The sequence below is a fragment of the Serratia sp. MYb239 genome, assembly GCF_002966855.1.
GTDB lineage: Bacteria > Pseudomonadota > Gammaproteobacteria > Enterobacterales > Enterobacteriaceae > Serratia_B > Serratia_B rhizosphaerae.
Map to the genome: position 1 here is coordinate 3,346,956 of NZ_CP023268.1, position 17,918 is coordinate 3,364,873.

General features: G+C 61.9%; 14 protein-coding genes and 1 tRNA gene. 11 read left to right on the plus strand and 4 right to left on the minus strand.

Going from position 1 to position 17,918, the window contains the following annotated elements; genetic code table 11:
* Positions 1-121: 121 nt before the first annotated feature.
* Positions 122-1,498 (minus strand): L-serine ammonia-lyase, encoded by a 1,377-nt coding sequence (locus tag CLM71_RS16145; RefSeq protein WP_105231886.1) that lies wholly within the window; start codon positions 1,496-1,498, stop codon positions 122-124.
* A gap of 284 nt (positions 1,499-1,782) precedes the next feature.
* Between CLM71_RS16145 and CLM71_RS16150 the strand changes: the two genes are divergently transcribed.
* From CLM71_RS16150 to purU, 10 genes are all read left to right on the plus strand, one after another.
* Positions 1,783-3,438, plus strand: a complete 1,656-nt coding sequence (locus CLM71_RS16150) for a BCCT family transporter (protein WP_105231887.1) — start codon at positions 1,783-1,785, stop codon at positions 3,436-3,438.
* 35 nt (positions 3,439-3,473) lie between these two features.
* Positions 3,474-5,360, plus strand: coding sequence for a DUF294 nucleotidyltransferase-like domain-containing protein (locus CLM71_RS16155; protein WP_105231888.1), 1,887 nt, complete (start codon positions 3,474-3,476; stop codon positions 5,358-5,360).
* 7 nt (positions 5,361-5,367) lie between these two features.
* Entirely contained in the window at positions 5,368-6,126 is a 759-nt protein-coding gene (locus CLM71_RS16160) for a 3'-5' exonuclease (RefSeq protein ID WP_105231889.1), read from the plus strand.
* A gap of 96 nt (positions 6,127-6,222) precedes the next feature.
* Positions 6,223-7,314, plus strand: coding sequence for a GlxA family transcriptional regulator (locus CLM71_RS16165; protein ID WP_105231890.1), 1,092 nt, complete (start codon positions 6,223-6,225; stop codon positions 7,312-7,314).
* A gap of 147 nt (positions 7,315-7,461) precedes the next feature.
* Positions 7,462-8,778 (plus strand): serine hydroxymethyltransferase, encoded by a 1,317-nt coding sequence (gene glyA, locus CLM71_RS16170; RefSeq protein ID WP_105231891.1) that lies wholly within the window; start codon positions 7,462-7,464, stop codon positions 8,776-8,778.
* An 18-nt stretch (positions 8,779-8,796) separates the two neighbouring features.
* Positions 8,797-10,047 (plus strand): sarcosine oxidase subunit beta family protein, encoded by a 1,251-nt coding sequence (locus CLM71_RS16175; RefSeq protein ID WP_105231892.1) that lies wholly within the window; start codon positions 8,797-8,799, stop codon positions 10,045-10,047.
* 14 nt (positions 10,048-10,061) lie between these two features.
* Positions 10,062-10,433, plus strand: coding sequence for a sarcosine oxidase subunit delta (locus CLM71_RS16180; protein WP_105231893.1), 372 nt, complete (start codon positions 10,062-10,064; stop codon positions 10,431-10,433).
* On the plus strand, positions 10,430-13,456 hold the full coding sequence (locus CLM71_RS16185) for a sarcosine oxidase subunit alpha family protein (RefSeq protein WP_105231894.1): 3,027 nt from the start codon (positions 10,430-10,432) through the stop codon (positions 13,454-13,456). Before CLM71_RS16180 ends, CLM71_RS16185 begins: the two co-directional genes overlap by 4 nt.
* The gene (locus CLM71_RS16190; protein ID WP_105231895.1) at positions 13,449-14,093 is read left to right on the plus strand and encodes a sarcosine oxidase subunit gamma; all 645 of its coding nucleotides are present in this window, start codon (positions 13,449-13,451) and stop codon (positions 14,091-14,093) included. Before CLM71_RS16185 ends, CLM71_RS16190 begins: the two co-directional genes overlap by 8 nt.
* Positions 14,094-14,105: 12 nt before the next feature.
* On the plus strand, positions 14,106-14,969 hold the full coding sequence (gene purU, locus CLM71_RS16195; protein ID WP_105231896.1) for a formyltetrahydrofolate deformylase: 864 nt from the start codon (positions 14,106-14,108) through the stop codon (positions 14,967-14,969).
* A 94-nt stretch (positions 14,970-15,063) separates the two neighbouring features.
* On the opposite strand, the gene CLM71_RS16200 is transcribed toward purU, so the two are convergent.
* From CLM71_RS16200 to CLM71_RS16210, 3 genes are all read right to left on the minus strand, one after another.
* A tRNA-Ser gene (locus CLM71_RS16200) sits at positions 15,064-15,151 on the minus strand.
* A gap of 245 nt (positions 15,152-15,396) precedes the next feature.
* A complete protein-coding gene (osmE, locus tag CLM71_RS16205) occupies positions 15,397-15,726 on the minus strand; it encodes an osmotically-inducible lipoprotein OsmE (RefSeq protein WP_105231897.1) in 330 nt (109 codons plus the stop codon).
* 115 nt (positions 15,727-15,841) lie between these two features.
* On the minus strand, positions 15,842-17,236 hold the full coding sequence (locus tag CLM71_RS16210) for a PepSY domain-containing protein (RefSeq protein ID WP_105231898.1): 1,395 nt from the start codon (positions 17,234-17,236) through the stop codon (positions 15,842-15,844).
* A gap of 157 nt (positions 17,237-17,393) precedes the next feature.
* Here CLM71_RS16210 and CLM71_RS16215 point away from each other — a divergent pair, with 157 nt between their 5' ends.
* A complete protein-coding gene (locus CLM71_RS16215) occupies positions 17,394-17,837 on the plus strand; it encodes a DUF2946 domain-containing protein (RefSeq protein WP_105233445.1) in 444 nt (147 codons plus the stop codon).
* The last annotated feature ends 81 nt before the right edge of the window (positions 17,838-17,918 follow it).

Consider the following 17,918-nt stretch of genomic DNA (forward strand, 5'->3'; position numbering starts at 1 on the left):
TGCGATTAAAAAAACAGAGGTGGCACGGTTTATGCTGATCGGGTAAGGCCGGGGTAATCCCCTGCCACCCCATGCTTTTTTGGTGCATCTGCCCAATAAACGGGCAGACATCAGGCAACCTTCAGCACTCTATCGCGTTCACCGCCAGACCGCCGCGCGACGTCTCCTTATACTTGTCCTGCATATCCCGTCCGGTATCGCGCATGGTGCGGATCACTTTATCGAGCGAAACAAAGTGCTGCCCGTCTCCCCGCAGCGCCATCTGCGCGGCGTTGATCGCTTTCATCGCGGCGATGGCATTGCGCTCAATACAGGGCACCTGCACCAACCCGGCCACCGGATCGCAGGTCAGCCCCAGGTTATGCTCCAGCGCAATCTCCGCCGCATTTTCCACCTGCTCCGGCGTACCGCCCAGCACTTCGGTCAGCCCGGCGGCGGCCATGGCACAGGCTGAGCCGACCTCGCCCTGGCAGCCCACCTCTGCGCCGGAAATCGAGGCATTTTTCTTACACAGCGCCCCTACCGCCGCCGCTGCCAGCAGAAAGTCCACCACGTCCTGCTCCCGCGTCTGCTCGCTGAAGCGCATGTAATACATCAACACCGCCGGCACGATACCGGCCGCACCGTTGGTGGGCGCTGTCACCATACGCCCCCCTGCAGCGTTCTCCTCATTGACCGCCAGCGCATAGAGATTGACCCAGTCCATCGCCGACAGCGTGGTGCCAATCACATTCGCCCCTGTCGCCCGCTGCAGGGAACGATACAGCCCGGGAGCACGGCGCTTGACGTTCAGCCCGCCCGGCAGGACGCCCTCATTCTCCAGCCCCTGGGCAATACAATCCTGCATCGCCTGCCAGAGGGCGGCGATACCGGCGCGGATTTCGGCTTCATCGCGCCATACCTTTTCATTTTCCAGCATCAGCTCACTGATTCTTAACCCCTGCCGCCGGCAGTGCGCCAGCAGTTCCGCGCAGGTGTTAAAGTCGTAAGGCAGTTCCACCTGCGGCACCAGATGCGCGCTCGCGGTGGCCTCGCTCTCATCCAGCACAAAACCGCCCCCTACCGAATAGTAGGTGTTCTCATACGCCACGCCCTGCGAGTTGAAGGCGGTCAAACGCATGGCGTTGGGATGATATGCCAGCACTTCATCAACGAAATGCAGATCGCGGTTCCAGTCAAACTCCACGCCAGCCCCGCCGGCCAGGGTCAGAAAGCCGGTTTCGCACACCGCTCGGATCGCGGGGTCGATAGTGCGGGGATCGACCGTTTCCGGCGACTCGCCCATCAGCCCCATCAGCGTCGCCTTATCGGTACCGTGCCCCACGCCGGTGGCGCTCAGGGAGCCAAACAACGCCACCCTGACGCGCGTCACCGCATCCCGCACGCCCTGCTCGCTTAACTGCCGGACAAAGCGCTGCGCGGCACGCATCGGCCCTACGGTATGTGAACTGGAGGGGCCGACCCCAATCTTGAACAGATCAAAGACGCTGATACTCATTACCTTCTCCCGAGAGCCTGAAATGTCAGCGTCCATTATCGCTGCGGACGCAGGTCAGGAAATGCCGATTCACGACGTTTTCAAGCGTCACACCGACCGAAAATCACCGCCGCTCCTCGTCTGAGCCGCATGTCGCAAATCGACCCCGTCAAGACGTTGACAGGCATTTCACACCGCCATCCCGTCGCTATCATCCGTCTTGGACGGGCTGATCTAACCAGAGGCCGTGTCCAGCCCCACGCAGAGTTCAGGCAATCACCAACCATTCCCTAGGAGGAATCACTATGCCGGATTCAAAAGATCCGATGGTACCCGATGGTGAGGTTAACCCGTACGATACCGACTATCAGGTGGGCCAGGACAATATCGTGGTCAGCGTCGGCCCTTTCGGGCTGGATATTCATAACCGCGTCTTCGTCATCTCCGGAGTGGCGATCGTTATCTTTGTCGTCTTGACGCTGGCGTTTCACAGCCAGATGGAACCCATCTTCAGCAGCGTGCTTAAATGGCTGACCACCAACCTGAGCTGGTTCTTTCTGAGCGTCGGCAATATCTTCGTGATTCTCTGTCTGGTGCTGGTGTTTTCCCCGCTCGGCAAGGTGCGGCTGGGCGGCACCCTGGCCAGACCGGACTACAACTATCTGGCCTGGTTCTCCATGCTGTTCGCCGCCGGTATGGGGATTGGCCTGATGTTCTACGGCGTTTCGGAACCGCTGTCGCACTTCTCCAGCGCGCTTGGCGGCGTCAGTATCGAAAACGGCGTACGCAGCGACACCGCGCCGCTGGCCGCCGCCGCGGGCGACCCGGATGCCGCCCGCCAACTGGCGATGGCCACCACCATCTTCCACTGGGCGCTGCACCCCTGGGCCATCTATGCGATGCTGGCGCTGGGGCTGGCGCTGTTCTCCTTTAACAAAGGGCTGCCTCTGACCATGCGCTCGGTGTTCTATCCGCTGCTGGGGGATGCGGTCTGGGGCTGGCCCGGGCATATCATCGATATTCTGGCGGTGCTGGCCACGCTGTTTGGCCTGGCGACCTCGCTGGGACTGGGCGCTTCCCAGGCCGCTTCCGGGCTGAACTACCTGTTCGGCATCCCGATGGGCGAAACCACGCAGATCCTGTTGGTGATCGGCATTACCGCTATTACCCTGCTGTCGGTGGTGGCGGGGCTGGAGAAAGGCGTACGCCGCCTGTCGGAAATCAATATGATGCTGGCGGCGCTGCTGCTGCTGTTCGTTATCATCGTCGGCCCGACCCTGGCGCTGCTGACCGGCTTCTTCTCTAATCTGGCCTCCTACCTGCAGTACCTGCCGGCGCTCTCCAACCCCTTCGGCCGTGAAGACGGCAACTTCGTCGCCAGCTGGACCGCCTTCTACTGGGCCTGGTGGATCTCCTGGTCGCCGTTTGTCGGCATGTTTATCGCCCGCGTTTCCCGTGGCCGGACCGTGCGCGAATTTATTATCTCGGTGCTGATTGTCCCGTCGCTGGCCTGTGTGATGTGGATGACCATCCTCGGCAATACCGCCATCCATCAGTTTTTTGACCTGGGACACAAGGCCGTTGCCGAAGCGGAACTGCCGCTGCAGCTGTTTACCATGCTCGACACGCTGCCGCTGGCGCAGATTACTTCACTGATCGGCATTCTGCTGGTGGTGGTGTTTTTCGTCACCTCGTCGGACTCCGGCTCGCTGGTGATCGATATCATCTCGGCGGGCGGAAAAGTCAACGCGCCCACGCCGCAGCGAGTGTTCTGGTGCAGCTTCCAGGGCGTCGTCGCGATAGCGCTGCTGCTGGGCGGCGGACTGGTGGCGCTGCAGACCATGGTGCTGACCACCGGGCTGCCGTTCGCCATCGTGCTGCTGATTGCGGCGGTCTCGGTGCTGAAAGGTCTGGCAACGGAACCTCGGCTGCGTACTAACGCCAGCGCGGAACGCAGCTGAGCCGTTCCGGTATTCCGGCTGCCACGGAGGTCACCATGCAGGCCGAACATCAGGACATGATCGACTTTCTGCGGCGCTATCCGCCCTTCGACGCGCTGCCCGTTGAAGCGCTGGCTCTGGCGGCCGCCAATATCGAAGTCAGCTACTTCAAGGCGGGCAGCCACATATTGTCCTTCGGCCAGCAGGTGGACGCCTGGTATGTGCTCCGCAGCGGCGCCGTCGAGGTCTACCGACGCAACGGCGATCTCTACAATCGCCTCAGCGCGGGAGGATATTTCGGCCAGTTCGGCCTGCTGCGCGAAAGCAGCGTGCGCTTTCCGGTGACCGCACTGGAAGACACGCTGGCCTGGCTGATCCCTGCCCCGGTATTCCACCAGCTGTTTGCGCAGTATGAGGCATTCGCCGACATCGTGGAGGTGGAAGACCGCACCCGGCTGCGCCACACCGTGGCTCGCACCGAGGACGCCAACGAACTGCTCACCTCAAGCATCGATACGCTGATTGGCCGTCAGCCGGTCACCATCGAAACCTCCGGCACCGTGCGCGAGGCCGCCATCACAATGAGCACGGAAGGGGTCTCTTCGTTACTGGTGATGCACCCCGGCGTGCCGGAGGGCGCAATGGGCAACGCCGCCCGTATGGCCGGCATGCTCACCGACCGCGACCTGCGCACCCGGGTCGTCGCCAAAGGGTTGAGCGTTGATACGCCGGTCAGCGAGATCATGACGCCAGAGCTGATTTACGGCGAACATCATCAGATGGTGTTCGAAGCCATGCTGACCATGATGCGTCACAATGTGCATCATCTGCCGGTGCTCAGACAGGGTCAGCCCATCGGCGTGATATCGCAGTCGGATATCCTGCGCTATGAATCTCAGAACAGCCTGTTCGTAGTCAGCCGCATCTTCCACGCCAACAGCGTCGCCGAACTGAGCGCCCTGAGCAGCGAAGTCCGCGCCTGCTTCAGGCGCATCGTGCGTGAAGACGCCAACTCGAAGATGATCGGCAGCGCCATGGCGGTCATCGGCCGCAGTTTTACCCAGCGCCTGCTGGAGCTGGCGGAACAGCAGCTGGGGCCGCCGCCGGTGCCCTACTGTTTTCTGGCGCTGGGATCGATGGCGCGTCAGGAGCAGCTGATCGTCACCGACCAGGACAATGCGCTGGTGCTCGACAACAGTTTCGATCCGCTACGCCACGACGGCTGGTTCCTTGAGCTGGCGACCTTCGTCAGCGACGGCCTGGCGGCCTGCGGCTATCGCTACTGCAACGGCGGAATTATGGCCACCACCGCCAAATGGCGCCAGCCGCTCGCCGTGTGGGAGCGCTACTTTGCCGACTGGATCGGCAAACCCACACCGCAAACCCTGCTCGACAGCGCTATCTTTTTCGACCTCGACGGTGTCTGGGGCAACACCGAGTGGGCGGAACATCTGAATCAGAGCATTACACAGCAGACGCGCCATAACGCCCGTTTTCTGGCCTGCATGGCGCGCAACGCGCTGCTGCGCACGCCGCCGCTCGGCTTTTTTAAGGGGTTTGTGATGGAGCCTTCCGGCCAGCACAGCCGCTCCATCAATATGAAACGGCGCGGCACCGCCCCGCTGGCGGATCTGATCCGCGTGCATGCGCTGGCGATCGGTTCCCGCGCCCGTAACTCCTTTGAACGCCTGCAGGAGATTATCGAGGCGGATATTCTGCCGCACGGGCGCGGCCAGGATCTGCGTGACGCGCTGGAGTTTATCTCGATGGTGCGCATCCGCCATCAGGCGCTGGATCTGGATGCCGAACGCCAGCCGGATAACAATATCGAGCCGGAAAACCTGTCGGATTTCGAACGCAAAAACCTCAAGGATGCCTTCCAGATCCTGAGCAATGCCCAGAAATTCCTGAAATACCGCTATCAGGCCGGACGAATACGCTGAGGTCGCCATGTTCTATATCGGCAAGCACCCGTTCAACACGACGTCGCGGCAACCCATCGCCGAATGCGCCCCCCCGGTATGGCCGGAGCGGATGGCTGAGCTGGCGCACCAGGCGCGTCATCCGGCGCTGCGGGCATTTTACCAGGCTGGCGCCATAGCACCCGACACGGCGATCGCCCAGGCGCCGCTGCTGGCGATGGATTTTGAAACCACGGGCACCGACGCCCGCCGCGACGATATCGTCAGCATCGGGCTGGTGCCCATGACACTGCAGCGCATTCACCTGCGGCACGGCCGCCATTGGCTGCTGAAACCACGGGCGGTGCTGCGCGACGAGTCGGTGGTGATCCACGGTATTACCCATTCCGAAGTGGAAAAGGCGCCGGACCTGAACGCGCTGTTTATCACGCTGCTCGAACTGATGGCCGGTAAAGTGCTGGTGGTACACCACCGCGGCATCGAGCGGCAGTTTCTCGATGCCGCCCTGCAGCGGCGCATCGGGGAAGGGATTACCTTTCCCTGTATCGATACCCTGGCGCTGGAAGCGCGCCAGCACCGTCATCGCCCCGTCAGCCTGGCGGCGCGGCTGTTCAGTCGCCGGCCGCGGGTTTCGCTGCGCCTGCCCGAAAGCCGCACCCGCTATAATCTGCCCCGCTACCCGGCGCACAATGCCCTCACCGACGCCCTGGCCTGCGCCGAATTGCTTCAGGCTCAGGTCGCCCACCATTTTTCTGCGGATACGCCGGTCGAGGCACTGTGGTGCTGAGCCGATACCAGGACGGCGGCACAATGCGGTCACCGTCCCCGCCGTTACCTTGCTAAGCTGTGGCAGTCAGCCTGCTACCCCCACGAGGAATCTCTGATGACCGATGCGTCGCCCTTGCTAACGGTAGGTTTCGTTCTGCTGCAGCGCTTTACGCTGCTGCCGTTTGCCGCTTTCGTCGATTGTCTGCGGCTGGCCGCCGATGAGGGAGATCGCAGCCGCCAGCTGCGCTGCCACTGGACCTTTATGACCGGCGACGGCCAACCGGCGCTCTCCAGCTGCGGCGCCGCCGTTGCGCCCTGCCAGCCTTTTGCGGATCCGACGCGCTTTGACTATTTGGTGGTAATCGGCGGCGTGCAGGATGCGCAAGACCACACCGACCGCGTAGCGCTGGACTACATTCGCCGCGCCGCCGCAGCCAACGTGCCGCTGGTGGGCGTCTGTACCGGCGTGTTTGCGCTGATTCAGGCCGGCGTGATGCCCGGGCGGCGCTGCTGCGTCAGCTGGTATCACCATGGCGATCTGACCCGGCGCTTTCCGCAGGTGACGCCGGTGGCCGACCGGCTGTTCGTCGACGACGGCGATCTGATCACCTGCGCCGGCGGCAGCGCGGCGGCGGATCTGGCCGCTTATCTGGTGGAACGCCATCTGGGCCGCGCCTGGGCGATGAAAAGCCTGCATATTATGCTGATTGACGAAGGGCGGCGCGGCGAGCATCCCCAGCCGCAGCCCGTGGTGTTTGAACGGGTGGCGGATCGGGCGCTGCGCCGGGCAATCGATATTATTTCCCAGCACCTGGGCGAATCGCTGTCGATTGACGATCTGGCACGACGGGTAGGCACTTCACGGCGCAATATCGAGCGCAAGTTTCGCGATGAACTCGGCGTCACCCCGCAGCGCTTTATGCGTAACCTGCGGCTGCGCTACGGCCTGTGGTTGCTGCACTATACCCCGCGCACCGTCACCGATATCGGCGAGCAGTGCGGCTTTTCCGATACCGCTCACTTTTCGCGTCAGTTCCGTGAAACCTTCGGCTACTCTCCGTCGCGGGCGCGCAAAACCGGCCACGAACAGGCGGTCGATCCCTTCTTTCTGCATATCGGCCAGCCCGAAAGCGCTCAGCGTCGCCACGAGCCTGCAGCCGTTTTGCGATTGAACGCAAAAATACAAAACGACGCCATCAACAAATAAGCATAAATAACAGTGAGTTAAATACATATGTCGCGATTGTGACATAAAGTTGTCGCATCTGTTCAATCTTCAGAGGTACGCCCCGATCTATCTTGGTTGACGGTAGGCGGATGGTGCCGCCGCAGCGCTAACCCTGAGGATAAGCAGATGAATGCCGATGATTTGAACAAGACCGACCCGCAGCTCTTCGCCGCCGTCGTTGGCGAAATGGTGCGTCAGGAAAACCATATCGAACTGATCGCTTCCGAAAACTACGCCAGCTCTCAGGTGATGGCGGTTCAGGGAAGCCAGTTAACCAACAAATATGCTGAAGGTTATCCGGGCAAGCGCTACTACGGCGGCTGTGAACACGTCGACGTGGTGGAGCGGCTGGCTATCGAGCGCGCCTGTCTGCTGTTCGGCGCCGACTACGCCAACGTGCAGCCGCACTCCGGCGCTCAGGCGAACGCTGCGGCGTTTATGGCGCTGGTGAAGCCGGGGGACACCATCCTGGGGATGAGCCTGGCCCACGGCGGCCACCTGACCCACGGCGCGGCGCCTAACGTTTCCGGCAAACACTACAACGCGGTGCAGTATGGCCTCGACCCGGAAAGCGGCGAGATCAATTACGATGAGGTGCGGAGACTGGCGCTTGAGCACCAGCCGAAGCTGATTATCGCCGGTTTCTCCGCCTACGCCCGGGTGGTGAACTGGCGCCGTTTCCGCGAGATCGCCGATGAAGTCGGCGCCTGGCTGCTGGTGGACATGGCCCACGTCGCCGGGCTGGTGGCGGCCCGCTGCTACCCCAACCCGCTGCCCCACGCCCACGTGGTCACTACCACCACCCATAAAACGCTGCGCGGCCCGCGCGGCGGCATGATCCTCTCCGCCTGCGGCGATGAGGAGCTGTACAAAAAACTGAATGCCGCAGTCTTCCCCGGGCAGCAGGGCGGCCCGCTGATGCACGTGATCGCCGCCAAGGCGGTGGCGCTGCGCGAAGCGATGAGCGAAGAGTTTGTCCGCTATCAGGCGCGGGTTATCGACAATGCCCGGGCGATGGCGGGGGTGTTCATCCGGCGCGGGTACGATCTGGTCTCCGGCGGCACCGACAACCATCTGTTCCTGGTCTCACTGATTCGCCAGGGCATTACCGGCAAAGAGGCGGATGCCGCGCTGGGGCGCGCCCATATCACCGTCAATAAAAACGCCGTGCCCAACGATCCCCACAGCCCCTTCGTCACATCGGGACTGCGTATCGGCACCCCGGCGATCACCACCCGCGGCTTTGATCTGCGCGAGTGCGAAATGCTGGCGCATTGGATCTGCGACATTCTGGATACCCTGGCTCGCGGTAAAGAAGGCACTCACGAAGAGAGCAGCAATATCGAGGCCTGGGTACGATCCAACGTGGCGGAGCTGTGCGCCCGCTACCCGGTTTACGGCGACCCTCAGGGCATGACGCTGCCCCGCCCCGCTTTCGCCTAACAGACAGGAAGAGACGCTATGCAACATTATTCAGGTTTGAGTCTGCTGCGCCATGGCCTCAACCACCATGAAGACTGGCCGCGGATGTGGCGCAGCCCCGTGCCGAAGAAATCTTATGACGTAATTATCATCGGCGGCGGCGGCCACGGGTTGGGCACCGCTTACTACCTGGCGAAAGAGTTCGGCATCACCAATGTGGCGGTGGTGGAAAAAGGCTGGCTGGGGGGCGGCAATACCGCCCGTAACACCACCATCGTGCGCTCCAACTATCTGTGGGACGAGGCCGCAGCGCTGTTTGAACACTCAATGAAACTGTGGGAAGGCCTGTCGCAGGATCTCAACTACAACGTGATGTTCTCCCAACGCGGCGTGCTCAATCTGGGGCATACCCTCCAGGATATGCGCGACATCCGCCGCCGGGTAAACGCCAACCGCCTGAACGGCATCGACGGCGAGGTGCTGGACGCCCGCCAGGTGCAGGATTTGGTGCCGATGCTCGACTGTTCGAAAAACGCCCGCTATCCGGTGCTGGGCGCCTCTTGGCAGCCTCGCGGCGGCGTGGCGCGCCATGATGCGGTCGCCTGGGGCTTTGCGCGCGCGGCGGACGCCCTGGGGGTGGATATCCTGCAGCAGACCGAGGTCACCGGCTTTATGATGCGTGACGGCCAGGTCTACGGCGTGCACACCACCCGCGGCGATATCGAAGCCCGCACCGTCGGCTGCGTGGCGGCGGGCAACTCCGGGGTGCTGGCCGGCATGGCCGGGCTGAAGCTGCCGCTGGAATCCCACCCGCTGCAGGCGCTGGTGTCCGAACCGCTGAAACCGGTGCTGGATACCGTGGTGATGTCAAACCACGTGCACGGCTACATCAGCCAGTCGGATAAAGGCGATCTGGTGATCGGCGCCGGTATCGACGGCTACAACGGCTACGGCCAGCGCGGCAGTTACTCCACCATCGAGCATACGCTGCAGGCGATCGTCGAGATGTTCCCGGCGTTCTCGCGGGTGCGCATGAACCGGCAATGGGGCGGCATCGTCGATACCACGCCGGACGCCAGCCCGATTCTGTCGGCCACCAAAGTCAAAGGGCTGTGGTTTAACTGCGGCTGGGGAACCGGCGGCTTTAAAGCCACGCCGGGTTCGGCCCACGTCTTCGCCGCCAGCCTGGCGGCAGGCAAGCCGCACCCGCTGGCGGCCCCGTTCTCGATCGATCGATTCAATACCGGCGCATTGGTGGACGAACACGGCGCCGCCGGCGTTGCCCACTGAGAGGAGGAAGCAAGATGCTGCATATCTGGTGCCCCTGGTGTGGCGAACACCGGGAAGAAGAAGAGTTCCACCCCAAAGGCCAGGCGCATATCGTGCGCCCGGCGGATCCCGACGCCTGTAGCGACGAAGAGTGGGGAGAGTATCTGTTTTTCCGCGATAACCCACGCGGCATTCACCGGGAACTTTGGGTGCATGCTGCGGGCTGCCGCAAATTCTTTAACATGGTGCGCAATACGGTGAGCTACGAAATTCTGGAAACCTACCGGATTGGCGAACAGCCGAAAACCGGCGCCGGGGCCGATGTGGTGCCCCTGCCGCGCCGCGACGACAGCAAAACTGAAACCGTGACCCCTGATGAGCGGATCCAGGCCGGAGGTGGCGTATGAAACAGGTGAATCGTCTGGCTGACGGCGGCCGTATTGACCGCAGCCGACCGCTGAGTTTTCGTTTTAACGGCCAGACCCTGCAGGGGTTTGCCGGCGATACCCTGGCCTCGGCGCTGCTGGCCAACGGCGTAGATATCGTCAACCGCAGCTTTAAGTACGGGCGCCCGCGCGGCATTGTCGCCGCCGGCGCCGAAGAACCCAATGCCGTGGTGCAATTGGGCAGCACCGAAGCCAGCCAGGTGCCGAACGTGCGCGCCACCCAGCAGGCGCTGTATGACGGACTGACGGCGGGCAGCACCAACGGCTGGCCCAGCACCGAACGCGACCTGATGGGCGCCGTGGGTAAAATGCTCGGGCGTTTTATGCCGCCCGGCTTTTACTATAAGACCTTTATGAAGCCGGCCTCGATGTGGATGACCTGGGAGAAGTATATCCGCAAGGGCGCCGGACTGGGACGCAGCCCCGTGGCGCGCGATCCGGATCGCTACGATCATCTTAACCAGCACTGCGATGTGCTGATCATCGGCGCCGGCCCGGCCGGTCTGGCTGCGGCGCTGGCCGCCGGCCGCAGCGGCGTACGGGTAATGCTGGCGGATGAGCAGGAAGAGATGGGCGGTTCGCTGCTCGACAGCCGTGAGCCGTTAAACGGCCGCGACGCCGCACACTGGGTGGCGGAAACCCTGAACGCGCTGGCGGCGCTGGATAATGTACAGCTGCTGCCGCGCACCACCGCCACCGGCCGTCATGACCACAACTTCGTCACCCTGCTGGAGCGACGCACCGACCATCTGGACGAAACCGCGCCGGACCATCAGGCGCGTCTGCGCCTGCACCGGGTGCGGGCCAAACGCATTGTGCTGGCCAGCGGCGCCCACGAGCGGCCGCTGGTCTACGCGGGCAACGATATTCCGGGCAACTTCATCGCCGGCGCCCTCTCCACCTATATTCACCGCTACGGCGTGGCGCCGGGCCAGCGTCTGGTGCTGTCGACCAGCAACGACCACGCCTACTGCGCCGCGCTGGACTGGCTGGACAGCGGCCGGGAAGTGGCGGCGATTGTCGATGCCAGAGATAACCCGCAGGGCGAACTGGTGGCCCAGGCGCGCGCCAGAGGCATTCGTATCATCAGCGGCAGCGCCGTGATTGAGGCCCAGGGCGGCTCCAGAGTTAACCGCGTGCGGGTCGCCCGCATCGACCACGCCGGCTTCCGGGTGGTGGATCGGGTGGACACCCTGGAGTGCGATACCGTAGCAAGTTCTGGCGGCTACAGCCCGGTGATTCACCTGGCCGTGCACACCGGCGCGCGGCCGGTCTGGCGCGATGAGGTGCCGGGATTTGTCGCGCCGCAGGTGGACGGTATGATCGCCGCCGGCGCAGTGACCGGCGCGTTCGCTACCGGAAAAGTCCTGCAAGACGGCGCGGCGGCGGGTGCTCAGGCTGCCGCAGAAACCGGCGGCGAACCCGTGGAAATTGCGCTGCCTGAAGTGGCAAACCGCAACGACGGCGCAGCGCTGGCGCTCTATCAGGTGCCGCACGATCGGCCTACCTCGCGGGCGCCGAAGCAGTTTGTCGACCTGCAAAATGACGTCACCGCCGCCGCCATTGAGCTGGCAATACGCGAAGGCTTTGAGTCCATCGAACATATCAAGCGCTACACCGTGATGGGTTTCGGCACCGATCAGGGCAAACTGGGCAATATCAACGGCATGGCCATCGCCGCCCGCTGTCTGGGGCGCACCATCCCGGAAGTCGGCACCACCGTGTTCCGTCCCAACTATACGCCCGTCGCCTTTGGCGCCGTAGCGGGACGCCACTGCGCCGAACTGTTCGAGCCGGAGCGCCATACCGCGCTGCATCAGTGGCATCTTGATCGAGGGGCGGAATTTGAAGAGGTCGGCCAGTGGAAGCGCCCGTGGTATTTCCCGCAGCGCGTCAACGGACGCAGCGAAACGCTGGAAGAAGCCGTGGCCAGGGAGTGCCGCGCCGTACGCAGCGGCGTGGGGATCCTCGATGCCTCTACCCTCGGCAAGATCGATATTCAGGGGCCGGACGCCCGCACCTTCCTGGAGCGTATCTACACCAACAAGTGGGCGAAGCTGGGCTTTGGCCGGGTGCGCTACGGCCTGATGTGCAAGGACGACGGCATGGTGATGGATGACGGCACCACCAGTTGCCTGGGGGCTAACCACTTCCTGATGACCACCAGCACCGGCGGCGCGGCGGCAGTGCTGGAGTGGCTGGAGCTGTGGCACCAGACCGAATGGCCGGAGCTGCAGGTGTTTTTCACCTCGGTGACCGACCACTGGGCCACTCTCTCCCTGTCCGGGCCGGAATCCCGCCGCCTGCTGGAAGAAGTGTGCGATATCGATCTGTCGCGCGAAGCCTTTAAGTTTATGGACTGGCGCGCCGGCACGGTGGCCGGCGTTCCGGCGCGGGTGTTCCGCATCTCGTTTACCGGCGAACTCGCCTATGAAGTTAACGTGCAGGCCAACTACGCGCGCCACGTCTGGGAAGCGCTGTTCGAGCACGGAGAAAAGTATGGCCTGACGCCTTACGGCACCGAAACGATGCACGTTCTGCGCGCCGAGAAAGGCTTTATTATCGCCGGCCAGGACACCGACGGCTCCATGACGCCGGAAGATCTCGGCATGCAGTGGTGCGTAGGCTATGACAAAAGCTTTTCCTGGGTGGGCAAGCGGGCGCTGACGCGCGTCGATACCCGGCGCACCGACCGTAAGCAGTTGGTCGGCCTGCGGCCTAAAGATCCGAAAGTGGTGCTGGAAGAAGGCGCACAGATTGTACTGGATCCCAACCATCCGATCCCGATGCCGATGGTGGGCCACGTCACCTCCAGCTACTACAGCCCGACCCTGGACAGCGGTTTCGCGCTGGCGGTGGTGAAAGACGGCCACCAGAAAATGGGCCATACCGTCTGGCTGCCGATGGTCGACGGCCAGGTCCATGAGGCCGAAATTGTCAGCCCGATCTTCGTCGATCCCAAAGGAGAGCGCCAAAATGTCTGATGCCGTAAAGATAAGCACCTTTAACAGCCACCCCGAGGCGCAGGTGACGCGCGAATCGCCGCTGGCGCTGTCTTACCGCAACACGGGCCGCCCGGAGGCCGATGAGCGCAGCGGCGTGACGCTGCGGGAACGGCCGTTCTGCGGGCATCTGATTCTGCGCGGCGGCGCCATCGTCCTCGATCAGGCGCTGCGCGACGTGCTGGGGATCGGGCTTCCGGGCCAGCCGCTGGGGCTGGTCAGTGAAAACGGCGGCGAGATCAGCACCCAGTGGCTGTCGCCGGACGAATGGCTGCTGATCGTGCCGGAAGGCAGCGAGTTTGAGGTGGAAAACCGGCTGCGGGCGGCGCTGGGCGATGCCCACTACGCCATCACCAACGTCAGCGGCGGCCAGACGCTGTTGGAACTGCGGGGGGAAAAAGTTCGCGAGCTGCTGATGAAGTCGGTGGTCTACGACGTGCACCCGGACAATTTCCCTGCGGGCAAGGCGGTGACCACCGTCTTCGCCAAAACCACCGCGGTACTGCGCCGGCCCGACGATGTTCGCTGGGAACTGGTGGTCAGACGCAGCTTCGCAGATTACCTCTGGCGCTGGCTGCTGGACGCCGGAGAAGAGTACGGCATCGGCGCGATCCCCTGACGGAGAACAGAAATGAGTCGTAATAATGACTGCTGGATTATGACCGCCCAGTGTCCGGGGCGGCTCGGCACGGTGGATGCCGTGACCGGTTTCCTACGGGAAAACGGCTGCTACATTACCGAGCAGAACTCGTTTGACGATCGCGAATCCGGGCGTTTCTTTATCCGCACCGAGTTTCGGCCGCCGTCCGGTTTTGACAGCCAGGCCTTCGAGGCGCGCTTCGAAGAGCGGGCGGCGGGGTTCGAGATGACCTTCGGGCTGACCGCTCCCGGGCATCGGGTGCCGGTGGTGATTATGGTCTCGCGTACCGATCACTGCCTGAACGACCTGCTGTACCGCTACCGTACCAGCCAGCTGCCGGTGGAGGTGTGCGCCGTGATCTCCAACCACCGCGATCTGGAACCGCTGGTGACATGGCACGGCCTGCCCTACCACTACCTGCCGGTCACCGCCGACACCCGACCGCAGCAGGAAGCGCAGGTGTGGAAAATCATTGAGGAGACCGGCGCCGAGCTGGTGATTCTGGCGCGCTATATGCAGGTGCTGTCGGACACGATGTGCCGCCGGCTGGCGGGCAAGGCGATCAATATCCACCATTCGCTGCTGCCGGGCTTTAAGGGCGCCAAGCCCTACCATCAGGCCTGGGCCAAAGGGGTCAAACTGGTGGGCGCCACGGCGCATTACATCAATGAGGAACTGGACGAAGGGCCGATCATCGCCCAGAGCGTAGAGCCGGTAACCCATACCGACTACCCGGAAGATCTGATTGAAAAAGGACGCGATATCGAACGCGTGACCCTGGCGCGCGCCGTCAGTTGGCACGTAGAGCGGCGGGTATTTCTCTATGAGAACCGCACGGTGGTGTTCCCGCGCTGAACATGAAACAAGAGGCCCCACAGGGCCTCTTCTCTTTTCTGCCCACGGCACAACGAAAAAACCCCAGGCTGATTAAAGCCTGGGGTTTCGAATTTGGCGGAAGGACAGAGATTCGAACTCTGGGAGCTGTTACACTCGACGGTTTTCAAGACCGCTGCCTTAAACCACTCAGCCATCCTTCCAATGGGCGCAGATATTAACGGTACCGTTATGAAATGTCTAGCGTTGCCATACAAAAAAATAGGCATTTCGGCGCGTTTGCTCAAACTTCAGACCAAGAGTGGTTAAAAAGTGCAAACCACGCCGAAAACAGCGCAATATCTCATCAGCCTGACCTGTTTTTTTCTACCGCACGGCGGTGGATTTTCCGCTGGCCCCAACAACAAAAAGGCCGGACAGTCGTCCGGCCTTTGGCATCTGGCGCCGATTACTTCGGCTGCGAGTCATAGTCTGAACAGCTTTGATAGCCTTTGTTCATTACATGACCGGTATCGTTGTAGCTGACAAAATAGGTTTGCGCCTTGCCATCACGCGGCGCGACGGCATAAGTATCACAGGTGCCCTGCGCATGAACCAGCGTCGCAGAGGTTGACGGCGGCCCGGCAATCGCACGCACCTGCTCCTTGGTCATCCCGACTTTCACATCACTGACCACCGGCTCTTTCACATAGCTCGCCGCCCGGTCATAAGCGGTACAGCCGGCAAGAATGGAAAGTGCTGCTGTAGTACAAACGGCTAAAACCAACTTCTTCGTCATAGCTTGTCCTCTTAGAGTGCGTTTATTGTATTCTAAGTCTAGATGGCGAAAGGCTTTTCCACAAATTCCGCTTTAACTCTTGGTGCTATTTCAATCCGGCGATTCATCAGCAGCGTTAATCGGCTTGCCGCCAGCGCAGCCAACCGTAACGCAGCGCATCAGCCAGCAAGAACAACACGATGCTGGCCCCAAGAACCGGCAGGCTGTAACCCAGCAGCAGCGTCGCCAGTAAAATCAACGCCAGCGGCCCTTTTGGCGTGCGACGCAGCAGCATCAGCGGCGAACGCGGCGCGCGTTCCGCCGCCCGCGTCGGCCGGTTGCGCCACCACATCAGATACCCCATGATCACCATCGCCACCAGCCCGGCGGCAAAGACCACCAGCACCAGCTCATTCACCAGACCGAACAGAATGCCCATGTGCAGATCGATGCCCCAGCGCGTCAACTTGGCCGCCAGCGGGAAGCTGGCGAAATGCACGCTGTCGACAACCGTCATGGTATGCGGGTCTACCGCCACCGCATCGACCTGCGTCGGCCAGCTGCGGTCGATTTCGCTGACCGACCAGGCCTGGCCCGCCCCCTGCGGCTGACGAATCTCTACTTTATTGGCGTCAATGCCCGCGATGCGCGCCCGCTGCAATACCCGGTCATACATAGCGGCATCCGCCACAGGCGCCATCTCGCCTGACGCCATGGCGTGACCGCGGTGCTCCGCATGTTCATCCATCGCCTCATGGGATGCGCCGTGCAAGGCGGTAGACAGCGACGGTGTCGCCCAGCCAAACTGATGACGTAATACACTGATATTATCGCCGGCCCAGTTCGACCAGGTCAGGCCGGTAATCGAGAAAAACAGCAGCCCCAGCGACAACAGCACGCCCAGTTGGCGGTGCAGAGCGCGCACGCCGCGCTGACGCCGCGCCGCGCGTTTGCGCGCTCCCCACAGGATCAGGCCGCCCAGCGCCGCCACCCACAGCCAGGATGCCGCCAGCTCGCTGTAGTTGCGACCAAGCTCCCCCAGCAACAGGCTGCGGTGCAACTGGTCCAGCCAGGTGCGCAACGGCAGCACGCCGCTGGTGCCGTACACCGCCAGCGCGCCGTGGGTCTGCAGCGTGACGGGATCGACAAACACCGCCAGACGTTCGCCAGACGTCAAGCCGCCGACGTTAAACAGCACCCGCGTGTTCTCGCCGGCTGCCGGCGACGGACGTACGGCGGAGAGCTGCGCCTCCGTCGGCGCCACCGCCTGTGCGGCCGCAATCTGCCGCTGTAGCGTCTGCGGCTGTCCGCTGCTGTGGTGATACAACTGTTCGGCGTACCAATAAGATTCCAGCTGCGGCGTCAGGGCATAAAAAATTCCGCTTAATGCGGCAATAAGTAAAAAGGGACCGACAAATACGCCAATATAGAAATGCAGACGCATCATCAACGGAATAAACCAGCTGCGAGTCGTTACCCGCTGCCGCATATTTCGGGCAGCCGAAGGTAACGCGTTTACGCGTTCAGTCATTATTATTTTCCACAGGTGAATTTAATACCTGCGGAATTTATCCGATCTATATTTAATTAACAAATGATTTTCTTGCGGTGTTGGTAATTTGTGAATGATGTTACACTGGCGCCGGCACAGCATGCCGCCTTTTCCATTCCTCAAGGGCCGATTACTGGTGAAACTGTCAAAGCACTCAATACGCACGCTGGCCTGGCTGGGCCTGTTTGCCATGCTGATGGTATTTGCCGGGCCGTTAATCTCCGCGCAGCTGGTAAAAAACTCACAATATAACAGTGAGATGGGCATGAACATGCCGATGGGCGAGCATATGATGATGATGCATCATCAGACGGGCGACGCCCCCGCCGCACGGCAGCACGCCTCCGGTATGACGGATGACGGCAGCGGCGACCTTTGCGGTTACTGCAGCCTGTTCCATCATAATCCACCGTTGCACTTTACGCTGCCGCCCTTCCTGCACGCGCCGTTTTCCGCCGGTAAGGCTATTGCCGTTATTATTCCAGAACCGGTTATCAGTGAATTATTCCTGCCTTACCAAACGCGCGCGCCGCCAAAAAATATTAACGCCAATAATATTATTTCCACATTTATACTTTAATTTATTAAGGTAGGGGGTAGCGTATTTATTAATTAGACTTCCCCTACCCCATTCAGTGATTTTTATTAATCGTTTTCACCA

What these genes read in the sequence shown, in the direction of transcription:
- glyA (WP_105231891.1), top strand. Translation starts at nt 7,462, where the DNA reads ATGAATGCCGATGATTTGAACAAGACCGACCCGCAGCTCTTCGCCGCC.
- osmE (WP_105231897.1), bottom strand. Translation starts at nt 15,726, where the DNA reads ATGACGAAGAAGTTGGTTTTAGCCGTTTGTACTACAGCAGCACTTTCC.
- CLM71_RS16155 (WP_105231888.1), top strand. Translation starts at nt 3,474, where the DNA reads ATGCAGGCCGAACATCAGGACATGATCGACTTTCTGCGGCGCTATCCG.
- purU (WP_105231896.1), top strand. Translation starts at nt 14,106, where the DNA reads ATGAGTCGTAATAATGACTGCTGGATTATGACCGCCCAGTGTCCGGGG.
- CLM71_RS16180 (WP_105231893.1), top strand. Translation starts at nt 10,062, where the DNA reads ATGCTGCATATCTGGTGCCCCTGGTGTGGCGAACACCGGGAAGAAGAA.
- CLM71_RS16175 (WP_105231892.1), top strand. Translation starts at nt 8,797, where the DNA reads ATGCAACATTATTCAGGTTTGAGTCTGCTGCGCCATGGCCTCAACCAC.
- CLM71_RS16190 (WP_105231895.1), top strand. Translation starts at nt 13,449, where the DNA reads ATGTCTGATGCCGTAAAGATAAGCACCTTTAACAGCCACCCCGAGGCG.
- CLM71_RS16160 (WP_105231889.1), top strand. Translation starts at nt 5,368, where the DNA reads ATGTTCTATATCGGCAAGCACCCGTTCAACACGACGTCGCGGCAACCC.
- CLM71_RS16145 (WP_105231886.1), bottom strand. Translation starts at nt 1,498, where the DNA reads ATGAGTATCAGCGTCTTTGATCTGTTCAAGATTGGGGTCGGCCCCTCC.
- CLM71_RS16185 (WP_105231894.1), top strand. Translation starts at nt 10,430, where the DNA reads ATGAAACAGGTGAATCGTCTGGCTGACGGCGGCCGTATTGACCGCAGC.
- CLM71_RS16210 (WP_105231898.1), bottom strand. Translation starts at nt 17,236, where the DNA reads ATGACTGAACGCGTAAACGCGTTACCTTCGGCTGCCCGAAATATGCGG.
- CLM71_RS16150 (WP_105231887.1), top strand. Translation starts at nt 1,783, where the DNA reads ATGCCGGATTCAAAAGATCCGATGGTACCCGATGGTGAGGTTAACCCG.
- CLM71_RS16165 (WP_105231890.1), top strand. Translation starts at nt 6,223, where the DNA reads ATGACCGATGCGTCGCCCTTGCTAACGGTAGGTTTCGTTCTGCTGCAG.